Origin of the sequence: Legionella cincinnatiensis (genome assembly GCF_900452415.1) — a bacterium.
GTDB lineage: Bacteria > Pseudomonadota > Gammaproteobacteria > Legionellales > Legionellaceae > Legionella > Legionella cincinnatiensis.
The window spans coordinates 2,338,312-2,359,727 of the sequence record NZ_UGNX01000001.1; the positions used below are offsets into that span (position 1 = coordinate 2,338,312).

Genomic DNA, 21,416 nt, shown 5'->3' on the forward strand with positions numbered 1-21,416 from the left:
TTTTTATCGCTTAAACCATTGTTGTAATTTTTGATGTGTTTGCTTTCTTTTCCATTTCATCCCTAATAAATTCATGACTAATACCACACTTACTAAGCCATAAGCGGACCAAACATAGATAGAGTACCCGCCCATAGTGAGCCATTCTAAAAATTGATTCACTTCAACTCCCCTTCAAATTGAATCTTGACCCAAGACTGCCTTTTTTCTCGAAACAATAACTCTTGACGGGCTTTCTCTAAAATAATCCATAGGCAATAAAGAAAAAAACCCGCTAGGGTCAACAATAAAGGATACAACATACTGCTATCAATCTTAGGCTTAGCAAAAATAGATAAAGTAGAACCTTGATGCAAGGAATTCCACCAATAAACTGAGTAATGAATAATCGGCAAATCAATAATACCGACTAGGGCCAAAATGGCAATAATCTTATCTCCATCCTCTTTATTTTTTGCCGCCTGATATGTAGCCAAAATTGCAGCATAAAGTAAAAAAAGTGCCAGCTCAGACGTTAAACGCGCGTCCCAAACCCACCAAGTGCCCCACATGGGCTTTCCCCAAATACTACCCGTGGCTAAAGCTAAAAAAGCCATATAAAGACCTGCTTGAGCAACAATGTGAATGAGAAGACCTGCTATTTTAATACGCCAAACTAAAAGCAATACTGCTAAAAAACCCATCCACATATAAAGTGCCATAGATAAAAACGCACTAGGAACATGAACATAAATAATACGAAAAGCATCTCCTTGTTGGTAATCAGGTGGAGCAAATGCTAATCCCCAAACTACGCCCACGATGAGTAACACTATGGAGCTTACGGCTAAACTTGGCGTAATACGTCCCGAAAATGTATAAAAAAATTTTGGCGATGCCAGCTGGTATAAAAATTTCCACATAGGAATAATTGAAATCAAAAAAACCGGATTTTATCATGTATCCTGATTTTCTCAAAACACGATGAATAAATTATTCAGCATAACTAATACGCATTATCCCAGCAATTGCATAAGGTAAAAAACCAATGGCAATCACAGACATGGCTAATAACAAAGCCAAATAAGCACTAATGGGCATGCCTTGCATCGCTATATTCAACGTTCCGCTTGCAAAAATCAATAAAGGTAATGTGAGTGGTAATAAAATCAATGCCATTAAAACGCCTTTTTGATTGCCAACTCCAAAAGCAGCAACCATGGCACAAAGAAACAATAAAGCGGGAGTTCCACAAACAATCGTCAATGCTAATACCCAAGTCTCCCATCCACTTAAAGAAAACAAGACAGCGACTACAGGACATAAAACAAGCAGTGGCAATAAATGAAACAACCAATGCGCGATTACTTTTGCACTCACAAGTAATGGCAATGAATAACCTGAAACAAGCCATTGTTCAATAACTCCATGCTCATAATCCTGTTGAAATAAACGTTCTGCAGAAAGCAATAATGATAGAAGGATTGCCATCCAGACTAAACCAGGGGCTATGGTACGTAATAATGTTACTTCTGGTTTTATAGTCAGAGGAAACATAAAAAGAAAAATTAAAAAAAACAAACAAGAATTCACTAAAAAGCGCGGCTGACGTACTTGAATCAATAATTCACGCTTACATTGTCTCACAAACAAGGAATAAGTAGAACTCACAAGCTATACTCCTGATAGTCAGAGCGATTGAGAGATAAATGCTGATGAGAGGTTAATAATACAGCCCCCCCTTGTTTGCGATGAGCCTCAATTTTAGACATAATCACTGCAATCGCTCGATCATCCAACGCAACTAAAGGTTCATCAAGAAGCCATAATTTGGCATCGGACATCCATAAACGAAGCAAACCTACTTGCCTGCGTTGTCCTGCTGATAATAAACCACATGGAAAATCAAGATAATGTCCTAGTTTAAAAATCGTGGCGAGCTCCTCTATTTCTTCTATTTTTTGAGATAAAATAGAGGGGGCATGAAGATCAAAATAACAATTTTCTCTTAAAGTTAGATTAGGATTAATGCCTGTCTTATGACCAACAAAACACATTTGTTGTTGATAAGCAGACCGATCTTTATCAATATTTTGTCCAAAAAATTGAATTTCACCATTCTGAGGGCGATATAAACCAGCGATTAATTTTAATAAAGTCGTTTTTCCAGCTCCATTTGCTCCACGTAGATGAAGCAATCCTCCTGTTGGCAAATGAAAAGATACATTATTTAACAAAAGTTGATCCTGATAATCAAAATCAAGGTTAATCACATTAAGCATAGATAAACGATACCCTGTAGATTTTGCCAACGCTCTGCAAATGCAGTAAAAGAAAATGGATTTATTTAAGTTTTAATAAATCTACTGCACCCAGGACTACAAATTATCCAAGGATAGTACTAAATCTAAAAAACAAAACAAGTTTTTTAGTGCAATTAAGATTTATATATAATATTTGTACGGCATAGAATATTTAATGTTTTCTATGCCGAATTCAATATGAAGGATTAATGTGGGGCGATTATAGTTGTATGTTCCTATTAGTGGTTAGTGCAAGTTCGTCCATAGCTTTGGATAAGCCAGATGCTCTTCCTTTCGCGAAAATGCCTATCCCTGTAGCCAAAACACCTACACCAACAGCCGCAGTTACAGCACCTGCAACTACGCCAATACCAGTAACAGCCAAAGCGACACCCACAGCAGCAACCGCTAATCCTAACGCAATCATCAAACCACCAAGAATTTTCATACCCTTAGAAGGCTTACCTTGTACAGTCTTAGCTTCGGTTTGGTAATCTTTAACAGGCATTTCACCCTTCAATAAAGATTGGGTATTATTTAAAATTCTTGTTAGATCCACAATTGATTCTTTACCTTCAGTTTTTAATGCTTCGATTTGGCTAACGACTTTCTGCGCATGCTCTCTAATTTGAATATTTAAAGTATCTTGTTGTAACTGTTCTTTTAATTTTTGTAGTGCATTCTTATATGTGAAGAACTCTACTAGTGGATGCAATATGACTGTTTTAAGTTTAAAAATATCACTTTCTCGAGGAAATGTTGTTTTTATGCGATCAGAATCAAAATGACTTTCAGCTAATTGGGGATATAGAGCCATTTCATAAGCAAGAAACGCTTTTTCTAATGTTGAATTACGCATAAAGGTGTTTTCACCTGTGTCTGGTGCTCTCTGGATGATGCGATGAGTTAAAGTATGCAAAACTTCAGGACTTAATTCTTTACCAACTGTTTCGACAAAATCTTTAATCGCATCCATTTGCGTATGGTTTGAATCAGTAACGGGTTTATTTGGATCAACATAGCCACTTTCAGGAGCGCGTTTAAAAACATTGGGAAGAAGCAGTTGATCTAGCATTTGTTCAGAAATTGTGCCATCTTTTAAAGATTCACCATATATTTTCATTAGTTCATGTGTTTGTTGCAAAGGCATGTGATACTCCTAAAAGCCCAAAAAATAAAGGTCAAATTATATACAATATAGCTTAAGGAAATATTATCACCTCAAATTTGAACCACCCGCCTTAGAGTTTCTTTCGGTAACAGCTTTCATTGACGCTAATCCGCATTATCTACGGTTATCAAATAAAAAGATAAAAATGGAATAATTGATCCTGGATATCGAATCAAAAAATAAGGTACTTTTTGAACATAAATAATAAAAATAAGGCATTATTTTTTATAAAAAATAAAAAATCATAAATTTTTAAAAAAAACAGCAATCAACACTTGACTCAAAACCTATCTCGGAGTCTAATAGCAACCCTCGGGGCCAGATAGCTCAGTCGGTAGAGCAGAGGACTGAAAATCCTCGTGTCGGCAGTTCGATTCTGCCTCTGGCCACCATGAGAATCAAGCACTTACGGGCTCTTTCCCATTTACGGGGGCACTCACTATTTAACAACACAGGACCCTAACACGAGTTCTGTAATTTTCAAAGTTACGAAAGCCATAAGCTCTTCTTTGAATCAACTTCATCTTTCTATGAAAGCCTTCAGTAATCCCATTAGACTTTCTGAAACGCCACATACGCACTATCTCTTCCTTCCATTGACAGAAAGTCTTTCCAAGAGCTGCCAGGGCTTTAAACGGACTATTTTTTAACTCATCAAGCTTATCTAAAAATAGAGGAATCATTTTTTTACACCAATCTTTATTCATGGATTTATGTAGGAGCAATGAATGAAGTTGTTGCTGAAATTGATATATAGCATTTATTGCTGGGTTATCTTCGAGAAAGGCATCACGTTTAAGCATTCGTTGGGGTGATAATCTATCAGGGCGTGTACGCAGTAAAGCCAAGATGCCTCTGTTATTTTTTATTTGGCCCGATAATTCGCGGTAGGTCATCATACATTGATGTTGAAGTAAGCGAATGACATGAAAGCGGTCAGCCACTATTTTGGCATTGGGAAAATGTTTTTTAACAATGGAACGGTACGTACTACTTAAGTCCATACACACTTTAACGCGTTCCTTTCCTACCAAAGAAGCAAGATAACTCGAAAGGTCTGTCTCACTTCTTCCTTTAACAATATCAAAAATTTTATGTTTCTTAAGGTCACAAATCGTTGTGGCAAATCCTTGTTTTCGACTAAAAAAATGTTCATCAATACCCAGAATGGTTGGGCATGGTGTATTCATTAGCTCTCTGGCTTGTTCCTGATAGTGCCGATGATACCAGCGTTCTATGGTTGCCTTACCTTTATTAAATTGCTGAGCGAGGTCTTTTTGAGATATACCCCGTGTGTGGTCATGAAACACGCACGCTTGTAAACGCCATGTCGAACGTTGATGCTTATTGATACCAGGGAATTGTTGGTTACCGTATCGCTTACATCGATTACAATAAAGTTTATATGCTTTGAAACGTAATAAAGTACGACGATTACCAATTAACTCGTGAGCCACTGTTCGCATATAAGATGATTTTTTACGCACCTCTTTGCTATGACAATGCGCACAGCGGGGTAATCGATGGTATGAAATATCCAATATAAGGGGTTGATAGCCACTCACCTTTTCTATAGTAAATCCAGGTAAATTTAAGATAAGATTATGCTTAGGCACTTTAATCTCCAATTTGATCGCGAAATCAATTAGTTAGTCTATACTAACTCGATTAAAGTGCCCCCTTAATTGGTGTAGAGCCGCAATGTAGACAAGTTGTGAGTACTATGGGTCCAATAGTTCTTTTTGATAAGTCGTTCTTACAATCACTCTCTCTTAATGAGTCAGTCTGGTTTAGCAATTTTTTTAATCCTATAGTTTGTCCTTTATTTTATATTGAAACTTTGGCAGATCTTGCAAAAACATCTAAAGATGGAAAACATCCCGAAGAAATAGTAAAGCGAATTGCACAAAAATTTCCAGAAACAAGTGGTTCTCCTTGTACTTTTCATCTTGATTTAAGTTTAATGAATCTACTTGGATCTCGAGTACCTATGAGAAGAGGTATTCCTTTACAAGGAGGAAAATTAGTAAAAAGCGGAGGAAAGTCAGGGGTCGTTTATGAAATAACTCCAGAACAAGATGCCTTCAATAGATGGATGAAAGGTAATTTTTCTGAAGTTGAACGAAATTATGCTAAGCAGTGGCGAACTAAATTATCAAACTTAGATTTAACTAGTTTTTCTTCTGAACTTCAAAAACTAGGTATTGATACCAAATCATGTAAAACACACGGTCAAGCCAAAGTAATTGCTGAAAATATTATCTATGGTGAAGATAAAATATTTGAACGTATGCATTTAATCTGTCTTCTTTTAAGAATACCAGAAGAATTCATGCATAATATATTTGCCTCTTGGAATAGCATAGGTAATATGCCAATTGTGCGTTATGCCCCCTATGCCGCCTATGTGGCTACAATTGAATTATTTCTTCATATCCTTATTGCTTCCAAGGTTGAATCAGGAGAAAGAACCTCTCACTCAATAGATATTGCATATCTTGCATACCTTCCTTTTTGCGATTTTTTTGTCTCAAATGATAAGTTGCACTCAAGATGTGCACCTTTATTTCTTGAAGAGCCGCAACAGTTCATTAAAGGAATTGAGTTAAAAGAAGGTTTAAAACAAATTGATAAATATTATGATGAACTACCTCTTTTAGAAAAGGAAAGAGGAGTTAGTTCATTTGCTCAGACACCGCCCAAAGAAGGCTCATTCTTTATAAGTCAAATTTGGGATCACTACTTTCTGGATTGGCGTACAAAAAAGGAGATTGACGAAAAAAAAGTTGAATCTAAAATAGCAGAAGAAATTATTAATATGGCTAATGCACCTTCTATTAATCCAGATGAAATAGATTTCGATCCTCAAAATCCTGATACTCTGACCTTAAATCGGATGATCCGAAAAAGAAAAGGTAAATGGTATCAACTTCCTAAAGATTTTGACCCAAATAAAAAACGATAATAACTTTACTGTAATCTAACGAATTTTTTATAAAAATCTACCATACGAGAATTAAAAGTGAAGCAATCCATTTCAACAATAGCTATTTGCTTATTAACTCGTCCCATTTGGCATCAATGAACATTGCAAATCTTAAAAGCATGGCAATAGCTGTAAATGCTTCATTTTCTTCTATTCGAGATTTGGAGCCATGAGCAGCCTCATCTCTCCAATAATTTAAAAGTGAACTAAAACTTTTGAATTCATTTTGTAAATTTTTATTTGCTTTTCCGATTAGTTCATTTTCTATCTTACTTCGTCCATGAGCAGAGCGATATTGTTGTAGGATTATAGACTCATCTTCTATTTTTGAAATAGCAGTAGCAAGTAAAATTGACTCTGCTGCTGCACCAGACATGGCACAACAAGCTAAATATGCATGAGCCCCATAACATCTGATGGCTTCTTGAGCTTTTTGATGAAATCCAAATCCAAACTTATCCTTGTATGGCTCAAGCATTTGAGCAAATCTTTCAGGCTCAGTTGGAATAAAATCATTTTGTGAGGATTCATTTAACCATTGCCTACCGAATGGAGTAATTGAGTATCCATTACCAGCATTACCATCTTCTGTGGATTGTCCATTATATCTTGAAATCCCTGGACGTATAATACCTCTTCTGCAAAACTCCCAGGCAACAGAATAAAATAAAGGCATAAGATAACTCATAGCATCCGCTTCATTTGTAGTGCCATTAGATATTGAAAAATAAACTCTTATCAAATTAGGAAGATAAATATCATAACCATATTGAGAATACATTCCATATCTGGGATTTCTAAGCATTTCAATAAAAATTTTTGTAATATCTTCCTGTTTTAATTGCGAGTAATCAAATTCCATTTAATCTCCAAGTTCAATTATTTCGTTCTTGCAATCAATCTCCTTTTCTATATATTAATCTCATTACAAACTTGATCAAATATTATGGCTCAAGATTTTAACATGCAAAGAAAGTGTACGCTGGATTTAATGAAAGTGGAGAAAATTTGTCCAAAGTGATATCGTGTTTTTATTTACTAATATGTACGGGAAAAACTGCGCCGAACCGGATGAGCGCGTATTTGAACTGTCATGCATGATATGCAGAGCAAAATTATGCCTAACTTTGTAAAATCCAAGTTACCGCCTTTTTATTATATGGTGGAAATCTATTGCCTTTTGCAAGAGGTATCGTTGTCGAGGCAATACCTTCAGATCTCCAAACACCACTTTCTGGACAAACACCACCTGTTTTTCCACGTGTACCTATTGGACATTTCCTTGTATTCATAATACATCTCCTTTTTCGATACAATTAAGTATAGTTCATATCCGTCTATATCTGCGTCACTGCCATTCTGTGCAGTGACGCAGGAATATCCGACATTACAAACACTCCAACATCAATACTTAAAACCCCATTTGTCCTTACGCACCAAATAAGATAGGACAAAATATTCCCTGAAATGGTATTGCTCCCAGATCTGCACTTTGCTATTTTCTAAATAAAGCATGACTGATGAATCGGTGAAATTCCGATGAAACGCTTAAGCGTCTTATGCTACGCCACTCTCATTCCCTAACCTTGTGGCTGGACGTACAGTCGGGAAACCTTTCAGGAACCTTTACCGTTCGGTAAGGGGAGTTCTTTGGAACTCTAAGTCATTGTTAATTTGACCATGGATTGGGGATAAAGCCCTACTTTATCGCTTTCATTTACCTTTATTTATTTGAGGAGAAAAGAACCAGAAAAACCTAGTTGTAATGGCGAGATCGTTTGCCTTATAACGATTGATTTGCCCCCTTCTTCGAGCTTTACGGTTTTACCGGGTTTCAACAGAGAGTGAACCGCTCGACCAACACTAAACAATACACAGGGCAAATTCTTTTTTAATTAATTTTTGCAGATGGGAAGATGCGTACACAATCCTTAAGACAATTCGCTAATCGATATATTAAACTGGACAGGCAAGGTAAATACCTGTACCGGAAACACCGTGCTTATGTCATCCGTAAGATGATTGATGATTTGTTTGTTATCCGACAGGTTCCACCTTCATGGCAGGCTTTGCAGTCTGAGCAGGTTCACAAGCTGGTGCGTTACTGGATTAACCCAGTCACCATCATGCGTTATATGACCATTATCCGCCGCTTTTTACAGATGAACGATTGTTCTGTAGCCAATATCGATAATCAATCGCTTGAACTATCAAGACCTAAAGCAAGAAAAAAGAGGAAAAAAATAATCCCTCCAGATTTTTGGAGGTCACTTAATGACCCTTTAGCAAGAGTAATCATGGGATTACAAACCGAGTTTGGACTCACGTTCAAAGAAGCGATTCTGATTCAACCACATATCCAAGTTCGTGAATGTTCTCTCTGGATAACCCGAGACATTGCTTTTAACTCCACCGACCGCACCATACCGATACGAACTGAAAGCCAGAAAGCGGTACTCAATCTTTTTAACTGGCTCACAAAACAATATGGTAATCTGCTCCAATTAAAATCTTATGGAGAAATCCGTGTCATCTGGCGCAGTGAATTGGCCAAGCACCGTTTATCCTGCACTAAAAGCTGGCGTTATTTGTATGCAAAGCAAATGTATGCGTACCTTCTGCCTAAATATGAAAATTACAAGGCGTGTTGGCAGATTCGTGATGAGATGGGAATTAAATCGCGAAATACTTTGTGGTTATATCTTAAAAACTAGCTGGGACAATTGGGACACGTGGGATAGCGCATAAACACTGGGGTCGAGCCGTCCCAATATGCCCCATAACTTAAAAATAATGGGACAAATTTCTAGGATATTACTCCCCACTCCAGATTTTATCTGTAAATACATAGACCCTGGGTGTTCCTACTCCTTTGACTCTTGGCTTATGAGTAGGCATGCCATCTGTTGCCGGCTTTAACCAGCCTTCATTTATTAACACACGAGCAACTGTTCGTGGTTCAAATCCTTGACATAATTCTTTTTTAAATACTTCCGCTAATACCATATAGACGCGAAATCCCGCATCATCGGTAGAATAAAACCCGGCACGATTTTGAATCCGTTCATTGTTTGGCGTTCTTACATTATCAAACCGACTGGCGCCATGGGACTCAAAAAAGGCTCTAACTTGCGCTAAGATTGCCCTGTCTTCTCGATTACCCTCCATGCCAAAATGTTCCAACCATGCTCGATAACATTTATAGGCTGCGTAAGTAGACTCGCCTTCTTTCCATCCAGTCAATCCGTATTGGCTGGCCACTTCACCAGCAACAGCGACCAGTGCAAAACGTCGCGCCACGCGGATAATCTGTCCCGTTGAATCTGGTAAAATAACACTATTCACAAATTCTTGTATTCCATCAGTAATGTGTGTTGCAATGCTTTGTTGGTTTGCAACCACCTTTTGCAACCATGCCATACCCACAGCACCATAATACTTGCTGGAATATTCTTTCAAGGATAAAGCCATGGTAGCCGGACTGAGCTGATTATGAATTTTTTCAAAAATCCCCATGTGAAACCCAGCATCGGCTTCAATATCCGCTAACCTTATTTCTTGGCCTGCATTGGGTTTCTGCCCAGCTCTGGCCATCAAAGACATTAAAGATTCCTCCCCTGCTGAGAGAAAAAATAATGACCATCGAGATGATTGTTTCACTGTGCCCTGGCGCGAGGCCCGTGTTTTGCCTTGACCATTGGCCAGCAAGTAAGCAGCCTCCCCTGCTTCTTTAGGCTCCATCTGACTTAACTCATCCAGAATCAGTAAGCCATCATTATGTAAAGCTGCCAGCCCCTCAAGCCCATTGGTCGTACTGCGCCATAATCTGCAATATGCTTGTGGATTTCCCCAGACCGAAGCCGCTACTTTTAAAGCAGTACTTTTACCGCTTGAAGAAGCACCTCTAAAATGAAACCCACCTGAATCTTCACCAGCAATCTTTGCCAAAGCAGGGGCAAAAGCAGCAGAGATGGCAAAAATTAATCGAGAATTACCCGAGGCAAGACGTCCTATTGATTCTCGCCAATCATCAACTGTACCCGAGACAGACATCGCTGATTCGACCGCATGTCTATTTTGAAAAACAATTTTCTCTGATGATTGTAACGCGGTAACAAAGAGGTTTTCATGCCAGCCCAGCTTATCGACACAACGCGCTCTGTCTTCTACTGGAAAGACCTGCAAATAGGTAGTCAGTAAATCTCGGGAAATCTTATGGGGTGAGATGCTCAAACCAAGACGCGCCAATTCCCGCCTAACCTCGGAAGCATCGCCTTGTAACAAAGCCAGGGGCATTGCCCATTGATGGAGAACTCCATCATCATCTAGCCACTCAAGCAATCGACCCCACTCCCCGCTTTTGGCATCACGCGTTTTAGCTACCACATACAAAGGAGAACAAATCCAGCGCGGCGCCATTGGATTACCGTCTTTGTCTTTTCCAAGGAAAGACACACCTTGCTCATTTAATTTAAAACAACCGCCAGCGTATTCATAGGTTATAGGGTTGTGACCTTTTTTGTTTTTTAATGTAATAAGTTGATTCTGCAGCATCAATGTTTCTCCAGCAGCATTCATGGAAGATAGAAACTCTATCCTGAACAATCTATTTCTATGGAATTTATTCGTTGACCAGTGAAAGGAGTTCCCCTTCATCACCAGTAGAGCGATAGATTTTTTGTTGTTGGAGAAAAGACAGCACGTCACTTTTGCGATACAAAACCTTATGGCCTATTTTAAGATAGGGTACGCCCTTTCCTTCCCAGCGATTGCGCTCCAAAAGTTGGGTGGAACAATCCAAAACAGCTGCCAAAGTGTGTTGATTAAACAATGCGGAAGTTGGTGCAGACTCAAATTCGTTTAACAGTTGTAAACGAGATGGTTTTTTATTCATATAGAACCTCAAATGATTATTCATTCAGCTTAATGCCGACGGTATGCGTCCTGCTCGATGAATATCAGTTGACTGTCCGGCCGGAGAATAGTCGTGATATTTCATTTTTCCATGACTTTTACAGGACCGTGGACCCGTAAAAGTTTACAGCTCGAAAGAAGTATTGCTTGGAATTTAAAAGGGAGTCAAGCGCTTTCAAGGCCTGTGATCTCATTGATATTCAATGATATTCATTGATACTAAAAAAATTTTTCTGATAGAGTCTGTCCCATTTGTCCCAAGTGAACATTGCATATTGGGACACCTAAAACCCAATGCTTATGCAGTTGTCCCACTTGCCCCACCTGTCCCACTTATTATTTAATAGTACTACAAATATTTGCAGTAGCATTGATACATCGTATATACTAAATAGATACATTGTTGATACAATTGGTGGGCTTTATGAAAATACATGCAAAAATTCAAAAGTGGGGTAATGGTTTAGCATTACGTATAGGTGGTTCAATACGGGAAATCCCTCAATTTAAAGAAGGATCAGAAGTAGATATAGAAGTTACTGAAGATGGCTTTACAGTGACAAAATCCAAAAGAAAAAATCGATTTCCCTTTAAGGAAGCAGATCTTTTAAAAGGATTATCGCCTGAAAAAGCTCATGCCGATTTACTGGCTTCGCCTTTATCCAATGAGGTTGAACAGTAATGGGAAAATCCTATATACCAGAACGCAATCATATTATATGGCTTGATTTTGAGCCAACAAAAGGCAAAGAAATTGGAAAATATCGCCCTACTTTGGTCTTATCTTCAAAAGAGTACAATGAAGCAACAGGGTTAGTGATTTGCTGCCCTATTAGCACTAGTATCCGCGGTGGAAGTACCGAAGTTCCAGTGAATAATTTGGATCAACCATCCGTTGTTGCTGCCAGTTTAATCCAAACCTTATCTTGGAAAGATAGGAAGGCAAAATTTATTATAGAAGCGGAGTATCCCGTCATGGAGGAGGTACTATTTCGGATAATTCCTTTAATTGGAGCTGACCGACTTTTTGAAGAGTCTTTGTGATGGAAAGATTCTACAAAAGGACAAACGACTAATGAAGACTGATATGGAAATTTAGGGATAACGTATTGGATTTTTCGGAATAATGCATTGGATAATTCGGGATAACAGTCTGGATTTTTCGGAATAAGAATGAAGAGGATATAGTCCTAGAGCGAGATAATAATCAAATCATCGGAATTGAAGTTAAGACTTCTGCTACCATAAAGCAACATGATTTTAAAGGACTAATCAAACTGGCAGAATTCAATCCAGCAAAATTTCAATATGGAATTGTCTTTTATTCTGGCAAAGAAGTATTACCTTTCTCACAAAATAATATTCAACTATATGCTCTGCCAATAGGTTTATTTTTAAAATAACTACTAAAACAAGAGCCTCTGAAGAGGCTTCAAATTAGTATTACTAAACGAACTACCGAGTAATCCTCGGTAATTAACTATTGTACTTCTACATCACAAGACATCTGACTAACTAAAAAATCACTGATTCGTTGCATAGGTTTTCGTAAACGCTCCACATCCCGCATAATATACCCTGCAGTAACATCATTAGTCATCTTATGATTTAACAAACGTTTTAAGGCGTAGGCAGGCAAATCCAAACTTTCTGCTGTTGTGGCAAATGTTCTTCTTAGGTCATGAACCGTAAATGGCACGCCAGATAACTCAGCTACTTTAAGCATAGCTTTTCTTGGTTCCATAATATGCCCACTTTGGCTTGGTGCAGGAAAAACAAATTCACTAGATTTGAACTGTTTTCTACGCCAAAGCAGTTCATATAGAAAATCAGTCATAGGCAATGTATGGATTTCTCGATTTTTTGTATCTTGAACAGTAAATGTTTTGGCTTTGAAATCTATATCATTCCAACACAAGGAAGCAGCTTCCATTCTGCGTAATCCAGTGAACAGAATTAATAAAAAGTAATCTTTCCACATCATGGCTTGGGGATAATCATCCTGTTCCCCTAAACGAGTCAATCCTTCATGCCATGCAGCAAGTTGATGACTCTTAATCACCGTACTCTTACGATCCACTCGAAACCAACTGCGTGTATGAGATAAATATTCAACTGGATTAACTGCAACCACAGGCTGGCCATTATCCAGTTGATATTCGTGAACTGCAAAATTAAACACCGCACGCAACACCCGCATGGCATAATTAGCCCTAGCCTTGCTATTAGTCTGGCCGTATTGAGTATGACGCTTGGCGATCATTTCTCGTGTAATATTGATTAGTGGCTTATCCAACCAATCTGGCATTACCTGCTTTAAAATGCCTTGATAATCTTTAATGGTTAATGATTTAAGATCTTTGCGTGCTTTCAGATAATCATTAAATACTTGATTCAAAGTCATTGATTTAATTTTATTAGCTTTCTTCTCCGCAATTGGATTATCACCTTTTGCAATTTGACCTAACACGTGCTTTGCCTGCTTGCGCGCTTCCTCGGCCGTTAATTGCCCATATTTTCCAAGAGTAATGCGTTTTACCTTATTAGCAATTCGTGTTTCTACAATAAAGCTTTTTACTCCATTGGCTGTAACTCTTAGCGCAAATCCCTTTAATTGCTCATCCCGGTAAAAAACTTGATCTTTCCCTTCAGTTACATTGATTTTATCGATTATCGACTTGGTCAGTTTGATTGCTTTATTACTTTCCATAAAATTACCTTCACAAAAATTACATGTAGACACCATGTAGACAGATTATTTAAAACGCAATAAAAATAAAAAAATCTGAATAGCGCCTAATATACTTGATTTTAAAGGGATATTAAAGGATTTTAAAATTTGATAAGGAGCGTTAAAAGAGATTAAATTAGGACTGAAAATCCTCGTGCCGGCAGTTCGATTCTGCCTCTGGCCACCATGAGAACCCGAGTATCATCAATAAGTTAGCTCATCCCCAAATCCGAGGGCATTAATCAAGAACACAAAACTTTAACCCTTAGTCTGTAATTTTCAAAATTTATAAACCCCTAAGCACGCCGCTGAATCAGTTTCATCTTGCGATGGAACCCTTCTGTGATTCCATTAGCAAGTAGCCCGTTTGCTTGCAAACGGGAAAACCAACCTATCAATCCTCAACAAAATAATAATTTATTTGCTGATGTATAAAAATACATGGGATAAATCGTAATTAATTCCATCCTTTTGCGGAATAGAATTTTATATAGTTTTAGTTTAGAAATATCAGATGTACCACGAGTTTATTCATATCTGACCCTCTCGTGCCAGACGTGCGCTATACACTTGATAATGGGGGAATTAACTGAATCTAATGAGTATTTATTTTGACTTCCCTCTTCTAACCTCCCGCAATTAGATACTGATACTTTATTAATTGGCCAGGATGGATAGGCTGATGGTCGCTTGGGTGACTACCATAATAGTCGAGTCGCACATAATGACAGCAGAATCAGCGCTGACTTATTCCAAGAAAAGATATTAGGGCGATCCCAATTGCTAGCCAAAATGCAGCAACTTGCCGACCATGATGCCAGTCAGCTACAAGAACAATTGATGCAAGCCGCAGCACAGCGCCCCCCGAAGAATTATTGTTTTAACTCGAGTTCCACAGAAATGTCTAATCAATAAATCTGACGCATCACCATATTATTTCATTACCCAAGTGGTCATAAAGACCCATTGGCTAAAGAAGTCTTTGATCATGCCTTTGTAGTACTAGATAGAGCCGCTTTTTCTAAAATACAAGATATGAGTACCTGGGGACCAGATGCTGTTATATGTGATCCGTGGGCTGAGAAAATTTTTGATGTAATTGCTTTATTAAATATACCTAAAGCACATGTTTAAATATTTACTTAAAACTCCATATCAATAGGCATTTTATTCGGATCAAAATTAGGAATTTTTTTACTGTCACACTTTTTAAAAACTATTTTTTCTTTTGCAACCCCTTTGCATACAAGAACATCTCCGTATTTATCATAGATAACTAAAAAAAAGTTGCTTTCTACGGTTTTGCTGAAATTTTCATCTTTAATGACCGCATGATATTGGTGAGGGTTATTTACATTTCTCATTTTATCTAAAATACATTCCGCTAATTCAGCACCAATCTTATTTTCATCTTCATAACAATGATTCATTATTTTTATTAGATATTCAGGTGAGGATGCAGTTTCTTCTGCATGTATTGATAGGGCGAACAAGAATGACACCATTAAAACAATAAATCTCATAGTCACAATCCTTTGTAATCATGAAGTTTTAAACTTAACCATAAAAGGTGTGTCTCGTCAACTTAAGATTAAATAAGAGTTTCTGAGGTAAACGTGAAAAATTCTTTTTTCAGTGGTACCGTATTTGTTTTTACCAATCATGCTCGAATTTCAGTGGCCGATTATTAGCGCACCACCTTATCTATTTGTGTTGTTCGGGTTGATGGCGTGCGCCAATAGCCCATTTTAGGTATGGGGAGTGTAGGAAGATATCTCTTCAACTTTCAACCAATGACATTTAAAATAATCAATTAGTTTGATAAACACCCTTGATGTATTAAAATAGTACATATATAAATCAATTATTGATGATATTCCTTTTTAAAGGGTAAGAATCACTGTGCTTGCAAGGAATACCAATTAGTTAAGTTGAGATTCTACTATGTCACACGATAAAATCGAGAGGCCACTTGAGACGGTTAAGGAAGATCTAGAAGATAGTATAGAGTCCCTAAAAAGTAAACGTCCAGATTTAGAGAAAAAATTAAATAAATTAGTTGATAAATTTGTGTCAATGACAAAAGAACAATTAATCATTTTAAATAAACGGTTAGAGGATTTTGCAAAATTACATGACGCTCTTCTAATAAGTAAAAAAGAAAAAGAATGGATGATTCAAATTGCTCCAAATTTATTTAAAAAGGCGGATGAACAATATAAGAAAATTGAAAATAAATTATTAAAGAGCAAAAAACTAGATGAAATTGCAGACCCAACCTGGGTGGAATTAAATGAAAAATTTAAAGGCGAATTAGATAAGATTAAGAACCCTACCGCACAAGTAAAAAAAGAATTCTTAAGCCATTTTGGAGATAAAAATCTTCGGAAAGTTGCTGGAGACTTTTTCGATGATTACAAGGCATTTATGGCTAAATTAGAGGAACAAAAAAGACAAGTTATAGAAATTATAGAAAGAAATGGTGGAACAATTGACGAAGCTGTATTGGATGCAGAAATAAATAAACAACTAAAACTGGTACAAGCTCAAGTGATTTTAGCAATGTCTGCAGCTAAAGCGGAAGAAAAAGCTACGCATCTAAAATTAGCTGGATCAGCTCTTGTTGGAGTATCTTTTGCACTTGGTGGTGCTGGAGCAGGAGTTGCCATACTTGGAGTAACAGGAACTGTTGTCCCCGTGGTAGGAACCGCAATAGGAGCAACAGTAGGATTGGTGGCTGGAGGGATCCTTGGTGGAGTAAAGGGGTATCATGCTTATAAAGAAGCAAAGGCCATGTACCAGGCTCAACTTGCAAAGACATTTAAAGATCCTCATCATAAATTTGAAAAATCAGTCTCTATGGATGTAGGTATAGCAAGTATCAAGACTCGGGAAGCATTTGCTTGGTTAATGAAGGGACCGCAAGAAGCCGACTTTGAGAGAATGATTTACCAATACCAATTGACTAATCCGATGTATGATGTAATGGATCCTCACGAAAAAGAACTACTGGAAAAAGATTTTCGAATAAGGTTAAGTTCTGAATTCGCCGCTAGCAGAGATGCTTATTTTTCAATGTTGCATGATATAATCCGATCAAGCACTGCTGATTCAGCATTACAAGCTGCAGCCGGACTCACTGTTGCACCGCCATTTGATACCTATTCAGCACTAGATATTTCCACACAGTTTACCTCCATGTGTCATACGCAAATAGGGGCCGCTCGAGCTATGGGCGGGCTAAAATCACTCCCAGAATTTCCTATTGAGGATCATATCTCTGTCCGAAACTCCAAAGATCTTGCATATGAAGCAGCTACTCAGCTTGCTTCTAATGCAGAATCTTTAGCAACCCTAGCTCACCAGATAGCCCTCTGTACCAATTTGGATGAAGCGACACGGAAAGAGATATTAGAAGATATTCGTCAATCATTAGGAGATACGATCGCTACTTATGATGAGATTGCCGAGAAGTATAAAGATGTTTGGGAATTAAAACCAAGTCTTAAAGAGGCTCTAATGACTGGAATGTTCGGAGATATAGAACATATGGGAGAGAAAGATAAACCTAAAAAGCAAAACTCCAAAGAACATAGATCCTATTCTGCAGCAATAGATTATATGAAAGATTCCCGATTCCATCATGAAGAATATGGATTTCACCAAAGTCAAAACAAATCAGGAAAAAAAGAGAGTAAAGCAAAAGAAGCAGCGGAATTAGGAGATACAATACTTAATGTTATGATTATAACTGGGGTAGAAATTTTTCATGGGCCAGTTGAGATAGCCAGCCCTGAGGTATTACATACAGAACATACCGTTGGGTCAAGTGAGTTTACTGCAATTGGATTAGGAGTTGGTGGAGCTCTTGCTGGACTTGCACTTGCTTCTGGTGCTGGGGCATATTACTTAAATGCAAAAGCCAAAGGAAAAGCAGAAGAGTTATGCATATTTGGGAATATATCTAAACGACGAGAAAAGTTACATGAAAATCTTCATGATAAGGTTGAACTAGCTTACCTTAAAGAAGATAGATTACATACTTTGATAGATGCACCAGATACAATGATACATCTGGACAGAGCCAGTAAGATGGATACACTTGTCTCTTCCAAAGCAAAGTCAGGACATGAAAAACACCATATTAAAGGTTCTGGATGGAGTCAGAGTGAGGTTGAATTGCCAGTAACAAGAGGTCAAAAAAAGTATGGTGAGGAAGCATTAACTAAATTAAATAAGTCTCTAAAGCTTCTTATAACGGAAATTTCGGACCAAATGGACTTCCTTCCAAAAGCGCAGCAATATTCTGATAAAGCGTATTCTGATCTGATGGATAGTCATTTCTACAGCAACATTATGAAGATACTTAAAGATATAAGTACATCGAGTCGAAATGATAGGCTGGGTCTTGCATCTGAAGAAGCAGTTATAAAATCATTAATCGAGAAGATTGGAGTAATTAATAAAATAGTAGAGGAATTCCCAGACGATCTCAGTAACAAGGAAGATTATCATTTACAAAAAATCGATTCAATGATAGGAGAACTTGAGAAACTGATGAAGAATTATAATAAACATTCGAAAAGAGCTGCTGAAGGGCCAAGAAATATTAAAGCAATCGCAATGGATTCTGAAAGGATGGATGATCTATTACGCCATTTAGTAAAATTGGTAAAAGGGGACTTTACAACGGATCCTAAAATTCCTCCTCCACAGCGAGAAAGCATTCGAGAAAGAAAAATTAATGAAATAATTGTTGCAATAAAAAAGATAATAGATCGTCAAAAAGGAGAGCTTCCTGAAAGTACCAACATCAAATTGGTGAAAAAAGTTTTAGAACTTATGGGATCAAACGAGATACCAGAAAAGATCGCTGAGAAGCTAAAAGCAGAACCAGTAATAAAGCAAGAAATGATTGAGAGAATTATCAAGAAACAGAAGCCTGATGCGGAGGAGGAAGAGAGGTTAATACCGCAAATGTGATGACCCAGTATATCACTGAAATAAAAAAATTTGACACAGTTTAACATAAAAGCTTACATTATGATTAAATTATATTCATCTTGCTATCACAGAGGAGAATAAGTATGGAAGATGGTGATAAAGATATTATGTCTGATTTTGATAATGATACTCAAAAAATTATCCAGAAAATTGTAGATTATTGTAGAAAGGGCAATATTTGGGGGATTAGAGATATTCTAAGGTCAGTACCAGAATCTGAACAAGGATCTTTGTTAAATCAATATGATAAATTTGGTGATACAGCACTGATAGCGGCATCTTCTAATGGACATGTTACCCTGATGCAATATTTACTAAAGATACCTGGTGTGGATCCAAATATAGGAACCGAAAGAACTCAGTTCACCCCACTAATGCTGGCTGCAGCTAATGGTAATAAACAGATAGTTGAAATGCTTCTTCACATGCCTACCATCAACACTGAAATTAAAGGTATCAACAAAATGACGGCAGCTGAGGAAGCAATTTATGCTGATCATCCAGATGTTTCAGATATGATCAGAACTAAATTATAAAAAATTACATTAATGAATGTACTCCAGCTCCATTATAGGATGCTAACTCAAATTAAGAGATTTCTTACATGATATGTGCCATTTTGAGTATGGCTCATTGATTCATGTATCGAGTTTTCAAACTAGTATCCGTAGTGAATTACAAATTATTTAACCCCCTTTTTGGTTCCCAAACGCATCGTTTTTAGAATTTTACATATTCGGTATCGCCATTTAAATTTAGTGGGCCCTGATTCCTGATATTCTCTAAATGCAACGCAATTTACCTACAGACTCTATCTATTAAAAAGAAATTTCTTGGCTGTTTCTTTGGGTAGAAACAACACTAACTCAGCAACTATTAGAACTCTCGTTTGAAAAATAAAACATGCAAGGGGCTAATTCAACCATTCAGTTTCTGTTATGCTTAAAATTTAAAAAAATGATTTCCAATCATGAAATTGGCGGGACAAACAGACATAAAGCTCATTCCAAAAATTATTTCCTAACTAATTTTCTTGTAAGTAATTTTTTATAAAATTGAATAAAATACAAACCTATAGTCCAACCATGAAACATATAAATGTTTATTTTAAAACAAATAAACCACAAAATTATCACCACACTTTCTTCCAAGCCTCTGGAAATAAAAAAATCCGCGTGAGTGATTTAGTATCGCCTATTGATGAAAAAGAAAGACAAAAAATAATGTTACTGTATGATAAAAAAATGAGTAGCGTACTTGTCTATCTAAAATATGAGGACGCATTAGCAGCAAACGATATTGATAAAATTAATTTATTACGCGATGAAATGAATAACTTAATTGATGAAGCCTATCGGGATTGCTATTCTGAAATCATGAAAAACAAGCCGGTTAGCACTTTTATTGAATCTCATTTATTGGAACTTGAGATACAGATTAAAAAAATAAAAGAGAATTTATCTATTTCACGAGAAATTATAGAAGTATGTTGTTTTAAGTTGGGTGTCTTATGTGATTTAGCACGGAATACGTTACGAACAGACTCTTTTCCAGATGGAGAACTAAATAATTGGCTTGCAATTCCCTTAGCTGAAACCCATCTTTTTAAAAAATGTGTTCAACGCGTTGGAAGTTCTGGAACATATCAAGATTATGCAAATACTAAATTAACAATGCCGATTTTTAGTAAGAACGGGACTTTAGGTTTTAATACAATATTATATGCTGAATTAAATGGCTATTTTCCAATTGGATTTAGTTCCTCTCCCTATCCTGTTCATGGAGGCATATATGAAAATCAATCATTTTCCTCAAGCCAACATGATTATGGGCATGCCTATCAGAGACTATTAGATTTGAAAGAAAAGTCTCCACAAACTTTTTCACAATATAAGGACCTATATAATAAGTTAATAGAGCAAAAAAATTTAAACCAGATTGATGATCTCTCGTTTAGAAAAGATCTATTATTTTTATTTATGCTTGTGCATGAGCTTGCTTATTCGCCAGATAACAGTCAATCTGTAACAGACTTAATTAAAGAGAGAACCTTTCTTCCCTGTGAGGTAAATAATGATTTTTTGCGAGAATTAGAAGAGAACAAAGAGGATGACACCTTGACCCGAATTTTGGTTATAGAAACAATTGATTTCGTGTTCCCCTTAAAGGCGCTTGGCTATGAAATTGAGTACTCTGAAAACCAAAAATGGAAAAGTGCACCAAGCCTTCGAAAAGCCTTCCTAGACATCCTAGGTGAATTTAATGAACGACACCCTGAAATAATCATTGAACCTCATCAAAATATTAAACCTCATTTTTAACCGTCTC

General features: G+C 37.0%; 21 protein-coding genes, 1 tRNA gene and 1 pseudogene. 10 read left to right on the forward strand and 13 right to left on the reverse strand.

The annotated features are described in order from the left end of the window. Nucleotides 1–3 precede the first annotated feature (3 nt). The 5 genes from ccmD to DYH34_RS10500 form a co-directional block, all read right to left on the reverse strand. The gene (ccmD, locus tag DYH34_RS10480) at nucleotides 4–162 is read right to left on the reverse strand and encodes a heme exporter protein CcmD (RefSeq protein ID WP_058464461.1); all 159 of its coding nucleotides are present in this window, start codon (nucleotides 160–162) and stop codon (nucleotides 4–6) included. Continuing rightward, complete coding sequence (gene ccmC, locus DYH34_RS10485) at nucleotides 159–902, reverse strand: heme ABC transporter permease CcmC (protein ID WP_058464460.1); 744 nt, start codon at nucleotides 900–902, stop codon at nucleotides 159–161. The genes ccmD and ccmC overlap by 4 nt, the downstream gene beginning before the upstream one ends. Nucleotides 903–972: 70 nt before the next feature. Continuing rightward, nucleotides 973–1,650, reverse strand: a complete 678-nt coding sequence (gene ccmB / locus DYH34_RS10490) for a heme exporter protein CcmB (RefSeq protein WP_058464459.1) — start codon at nucleotides 1,648–1,650, stop codon at nucleotides 973–975. Continuing rightward, nucleotides 1,647–2,261, reverse strand: a complete 615-nt coding sequence (gene ccmA / locus DYH34_RS10495) for a cytochrome c biogenesis heme-transporting ATPase CcmA (RefSeq protein ID WP_058464458.1) — start codon at nucleotides 2,259–2,261, stop codon at nucleotides 1,647–1,649. Before ccmA ends, ccmB begins: the two co-directional genes overlap by 4 nt. A 241-nt stretch (nucleotides 2,262–2,502) precedes the next feature. Continuing rightward, a complete protein-coding gene (locus DYH34_RS10500) occupies nucleotides 2,503–3,432 on the reverse strand; it encodes a hypothetical protein (RefSeq protein ID WP_058464457.1) in 930 nt (309 codons plus the stop codon). A gap of 337 nt (nucleotides 3,433–3,769) precedes the next feature. Between DYH34_RS10500 and DYH34_RS10505 the strand changes: the two genes are divergently transcribed. Continuing rightward, a tRNA-Phe gene (locus DYH34_RS10505) sits at nucleotides 3,770–3,845 on the forward strand. Nucleotides 3,846–3,896: 51 nt separating this feature from the next. Here the strand turns inward: DYH34_RS10505 and DYH34_RS10510 are convergent. Continuing rightward, the gene (locus DYH34_RS10510) at nucleotides 3,897–5,069 is read right to left on the reverse strand and encodes an ISL3 family transposase (protein WP_115342601.1); all 1,173 of its coding nucleotides are present in this window, start codon (nucleotides 5,067–5,069) and stop codon (nucleotides 3,897–3,899) included. Between the two features lie 107 nt (nucleotides 5,070–5,176). Here DYH34_RS10510 and DYH34_RS10515 point away from each other — a divergent pair, with 107 nt between their 5' ends. Beyond that, nucleotides 5,177–6,418, forward strand: a complete 1,242-nt coding sequence (locus DYH34_RS10515; protein ID WP_058465239.1) for a hypothetical protein — start codon at nucleotides 5,177–5,179, stop codon at nucleotides 6,416–6,418. 82 nt (nucleotides 6,419–6,500) lie between these two features. Here the strand turns inward: DYH34_RS10515 and DYH34_RS10520 are convergent, their stop codons facing one another. Both DYH34_RS10520 and DYH34_RS18065 read right to left on the reverse strand, forming a co-directional pair. After that, nucleotides 6,501–7,301, reverse strand: coding sequence for a hypothetical protein (locus DYH34_RS10520; protein ID WP_058465240.1), 801 nt, complete (start codon nucleotides 7,299–7,301; stop codon nucleotides 6,501–6,503). Nucleotides 7,302–7,560: 259 nt separating this feature from the next. Continuing rightward, nucleotides 7,561–7,731: a hypothetical protein gene (locus tag DYH34_RS18065; RefSeq protein WP_165481813.1), complete on the reverse strand. Its 171-nt coding sequence runs from the start codon at nucleotides 7,729–7,731 to the stop codon at nucleotides 7,561–7,563. A 624-nt stretch (nucleotides 7,732–8,355) separates the two neighbouring features. On the opposite strand from DYH34_RS18065, the gene DYH34_RS10525 reads away from it, so the two are divergent. Next, nucleotides 8,356–9,153 carry a hypothetical protein gene (locus tag DYH34_RS10525; RefSeq protein ID WP_058465241.1) on the forward strand — a complete coding sequence of 266 codons (798 nt, stop codon included), beginning with the start codon at nucleotides 8,356–8,358 and terminating at the stop codon, nucleotides 9,151–9,153. A 100-nt stretch (nucleotides 9,154–9,253) separates the two neighbouring features. Here DYH34_RS10525 and DYH34_RS10530 read toward each other — a convergent pair whose 3' ends face one another. Then, nucleotides 9,254–10,993: a DUF927 domain-containing protein gene (locus tag DYH34_RS10530; protein WP_115342664.1), complete on the reverse strand. Its 1,740-nt coding sequence runs from the start codon at nucleotides 10,991–10,993 to the stop codon at nucleotides 9,254–9,256. A 67-nt stretch (nucleotides 10,994–11,060) separates the two neighbouring features. Continuing rightward, nucleotides 11,061–11,333, reverse strand: a complete 273-nt coding sequence (locus DYH34_RS10535; protein ID WP_058465242.1) for a MerR family transcriptional regulator — start codon at nucleotides 11,331–11,333, stop codon at nucleotides 11,061–11,063. Nucleotides 11,334–11,777: 444 nt separating this feature from the next. On the opposite strand from DYH34_RS10535, the gene DYH34_RS10540 reads away from it, so the two are divergent. After that, entirely contained in the window at nucleotides 11,778–12,035 is a 258-nt protein-coding gene (locus DYH34_RS10540; protein WP_058465243.1) for an AbrB/MazE/SpoVT family DNA-binding domain-containing protein, read from the forward strand. Beyond that, entirely contained in the window at nucleotides 12,035–12,397 is a 363-nt protein-coding gene (locus tag DYH34_RS10545) for a type II toxin-antitoxin system PemK/MazF family toxin (RefSeq protein WP_058465244.1), read from the forward strand. Before DYH34_RS10540 ends, DYH34_RS10545 begins: the two co-directional genes overlap by 1 nt. Nucleotides 12,398–12,833: 436 nt before the next feature. Here the strand turns inward: DYH34_RS10545 and DYH34_RS10555 are convergent, their stop codons facing one another. Both DYH34_RS10555 and DYH34_RS18730 read right to left on the reverse strand, forming a co-directional pair. After that, on the reverse strand, nucleotides 12,834–14,063 hold the full coding sequence (locus tag DYH34_RS10555) for a tyrosine-type recombinase/integrase (RefSeq protein ID WP_083502766.1): 1,230 nt from the start codon (nucleotides 14,061–14,063) through the stop codon (nucleotides 12,834–12,836). A gap of 263 nt (nucleotides 14,064–14,326) precedes the next feature. Next, nucleotides 14,327–14,437 (reverse strand): annotated as a pseudogene (locus tag DYH34_RS18730) (transposase); the annotation flags it as partial. Nucleotides 14,438–14,774: 337 nt separating this feature from the next. Here DYH34_RS18730 and DYH34_RS10560 point away from each other — a divergent pair. Both DYH34_RS10560 and DYH34_RS18070 read left to right on the forward strand, forming a co-directional pair. After that, a complete protein-coding gene (locus DYH34_RS10560) occupies nucleotides 14,775–14,999 on the forward strand; it encodes a hypothetical protein (protein WP_058465245.1) in 225 nt (74 codons plus the stop codon). Between the two features lie 51 nt (nucleotides 15,000–15,050). Further along, nucleotides 15,051–15,218 carry a hypothetical protein gene (locus DYH34_RS18070; protein WP_157061459.1) on the forward strand — a complete coding sequence of 56 codons (168 nt, stop codon included), beginning with the start codon at nucleotides 15,051–15,053 and terminating at the stop codon, nucleotides 15,216–15,218. A gap of 8 nt (nucleotides 15,219–15,226) precedes the next feature. Here the strand turns inward: DYH34_RS18070 and DYH34_RS10565 are convergent, their stop codons facing one another. Next, nucleotides 15,227–15,607, reverse strand: a complete 381-nt coding sequence (locus DYH34_RS10565) for a hypothetical protein (protein WP_238589508.1) — start codon at nucleotides 15,605–15,607, stop codon at nucleotides 15,227–15,229. A 553-nt stretch (nucleotides 15,608–16,160) separates the two neighbouring features. On the opposite strand from DYH34_RS10565, the gene DYH34_RS10570 reads away from it, so the two are divergent. The 3 genes from DYH34_RS10570 (at nucleotide 16,161) to DYH34_RS18200 (ending at nucleotide 21,409) form a co-directional block, all read left to right on the forward strand. After that, the gene (locus tag DYH34_RS10570) at nucleotides 16,161–19,067 is read left to right on the forward strand and encodes a hypothetical protein (protein ID WP_131775167.1); all 2,907 of its coding nucleotides are present in this window, start codon (nucleotides 16,161–16,163) and stop codon (nucleotides 19,065–19,067) included. Between the two features lie 104 nt (nucleotides 19,068–19,171). After that, nucleotides 19,172–19,624, forward strand: a complete 453-nt coding sequence (locus tag DYH34_RS10575) for an ankyrin repeat domain-containing protein (protein ID WP_058465247.1) — start codon at nucleotides 19,172–19,174, stop codon at nucleotides 19,622–19,624. Nucleotides 19,625–20,173: 549 nt separating this feature from the next. Further along, nucleotides 20,174–21,409: a hypothetical protein gene (locus DYH34_RS18200; RefSeq protein WP_174905303.1), complete on the forward strand. Its 1,236-nt coding sequence runs from the start codon at nucleotides 20,174–20,176 to the stop codon at nucleotides 21,407–21,409. Nucleotides 21,410–21,416 lie beyond the last annotated feature (7 nt).

Coding starts and splice junctions, on each gene's coding strand:
- DYH34_RS10525 (WP_058465241.1), top strand. CDS start 8,356: ATGCGTACACAATCCTTAAGACAATTCGCTAATCGATATATTAAACTG.
- DYH34_RS10515 (WP_058465239.1), top strand. CDS start 5,177: ATGGGTCCAATAGTTCTTTTTGATAAGTCGTTCTTACAATCACTCTCT.
- DYH34_RS10530 (WP_115342664.1), bottom strand. CDS start 10,993: ATGCTGCAGAATCAACTTATTACATTAAAAAACAAAAAAGGTCACAAC.
- DYH34_RS18065 (WP_165481813.1), bottom strand. CDS start 7,731: ATGAATACAAGGAAATGTCCAATAGGTACACGTGGAAAAACAGGTGGT.
- DYH34_RS10545 (WP_058465244.1), top strand. CDS start 12,035: ATGGGAAAATCCTATATACCAGAACGCAATCATATTATATGGCTTGAT.
- ccmA (WP_058464458.1), bottom strand. CDS start 2,261: ATGCTTAATGTGATTAACCTTGATTTTGATTATCAGGATCAACTTTTG.
- DYH34_RS10575 (WP_058465247.1), top strand. CDS start 19,172: ATGGAAGATGGTGATAAAGATATTATGTCTGATTTTGATAATGATACT.
- DYH34_RS10565 (WP_238589508.1), bottom strand. CDS start 15,607: ATGAGATTTATTGTTTTAATGGTGTCATTCTTGTTCGCCCTATCAATA.
- DYH34_RS10555 (WP_083502766.1), bottom strand. CDS start 14,063: ATGGAAAGTAATAAAGCAATCAAACTGACCAAGTCGATAATCGATAAA.
- DYH34_RS10520 (WP_058465240.1), bottom strand. CDS start 7,301: ATGGAATTTGATTACTCGCAATTAAAACAGGAAGATATTACAAAAATT.
- DYH34_RS10500 (WP_058464457.1), bottom strand. CDS start 3,432: ATGCCTTTGCAACAAACACATGAACTAATGAAAATATATGGTGAATCT.
- DYH34_RS10540 (WP_058465243.1), top strand. CDS start 11,778: ATGAAAATACATGCAAAAATTCAAAAGTGGGGTAATGGTTTAGCATTA.
- DYH34_RS18200 (WP_174905303.1), top strand. CDS start 20,174: ATGAAACATATAAATGTTTATTTTAAAACAAATAAACCACAAAATTAT.
- DYH34_RS10570 (WP_131775167.1), top strand. CDS start 16,161: ATGACAAAAGAACAATTAATCATTTTAAATAAACGGTTAGAGGATTTT.
- ccmC (WP_058464460.1), bottom strand. CDS start 902: ATGTGGAAATTTTTATACCAGCTGGCATCGCCAAAATTTTTTTATACA.
- DYH34_RS10535 (WP_058465242.1), bottom strand. CDS start 11,333: ATGAATAAAAAACCATCTCGTTTACAACTGTTAAACGAATTTGAGTCT.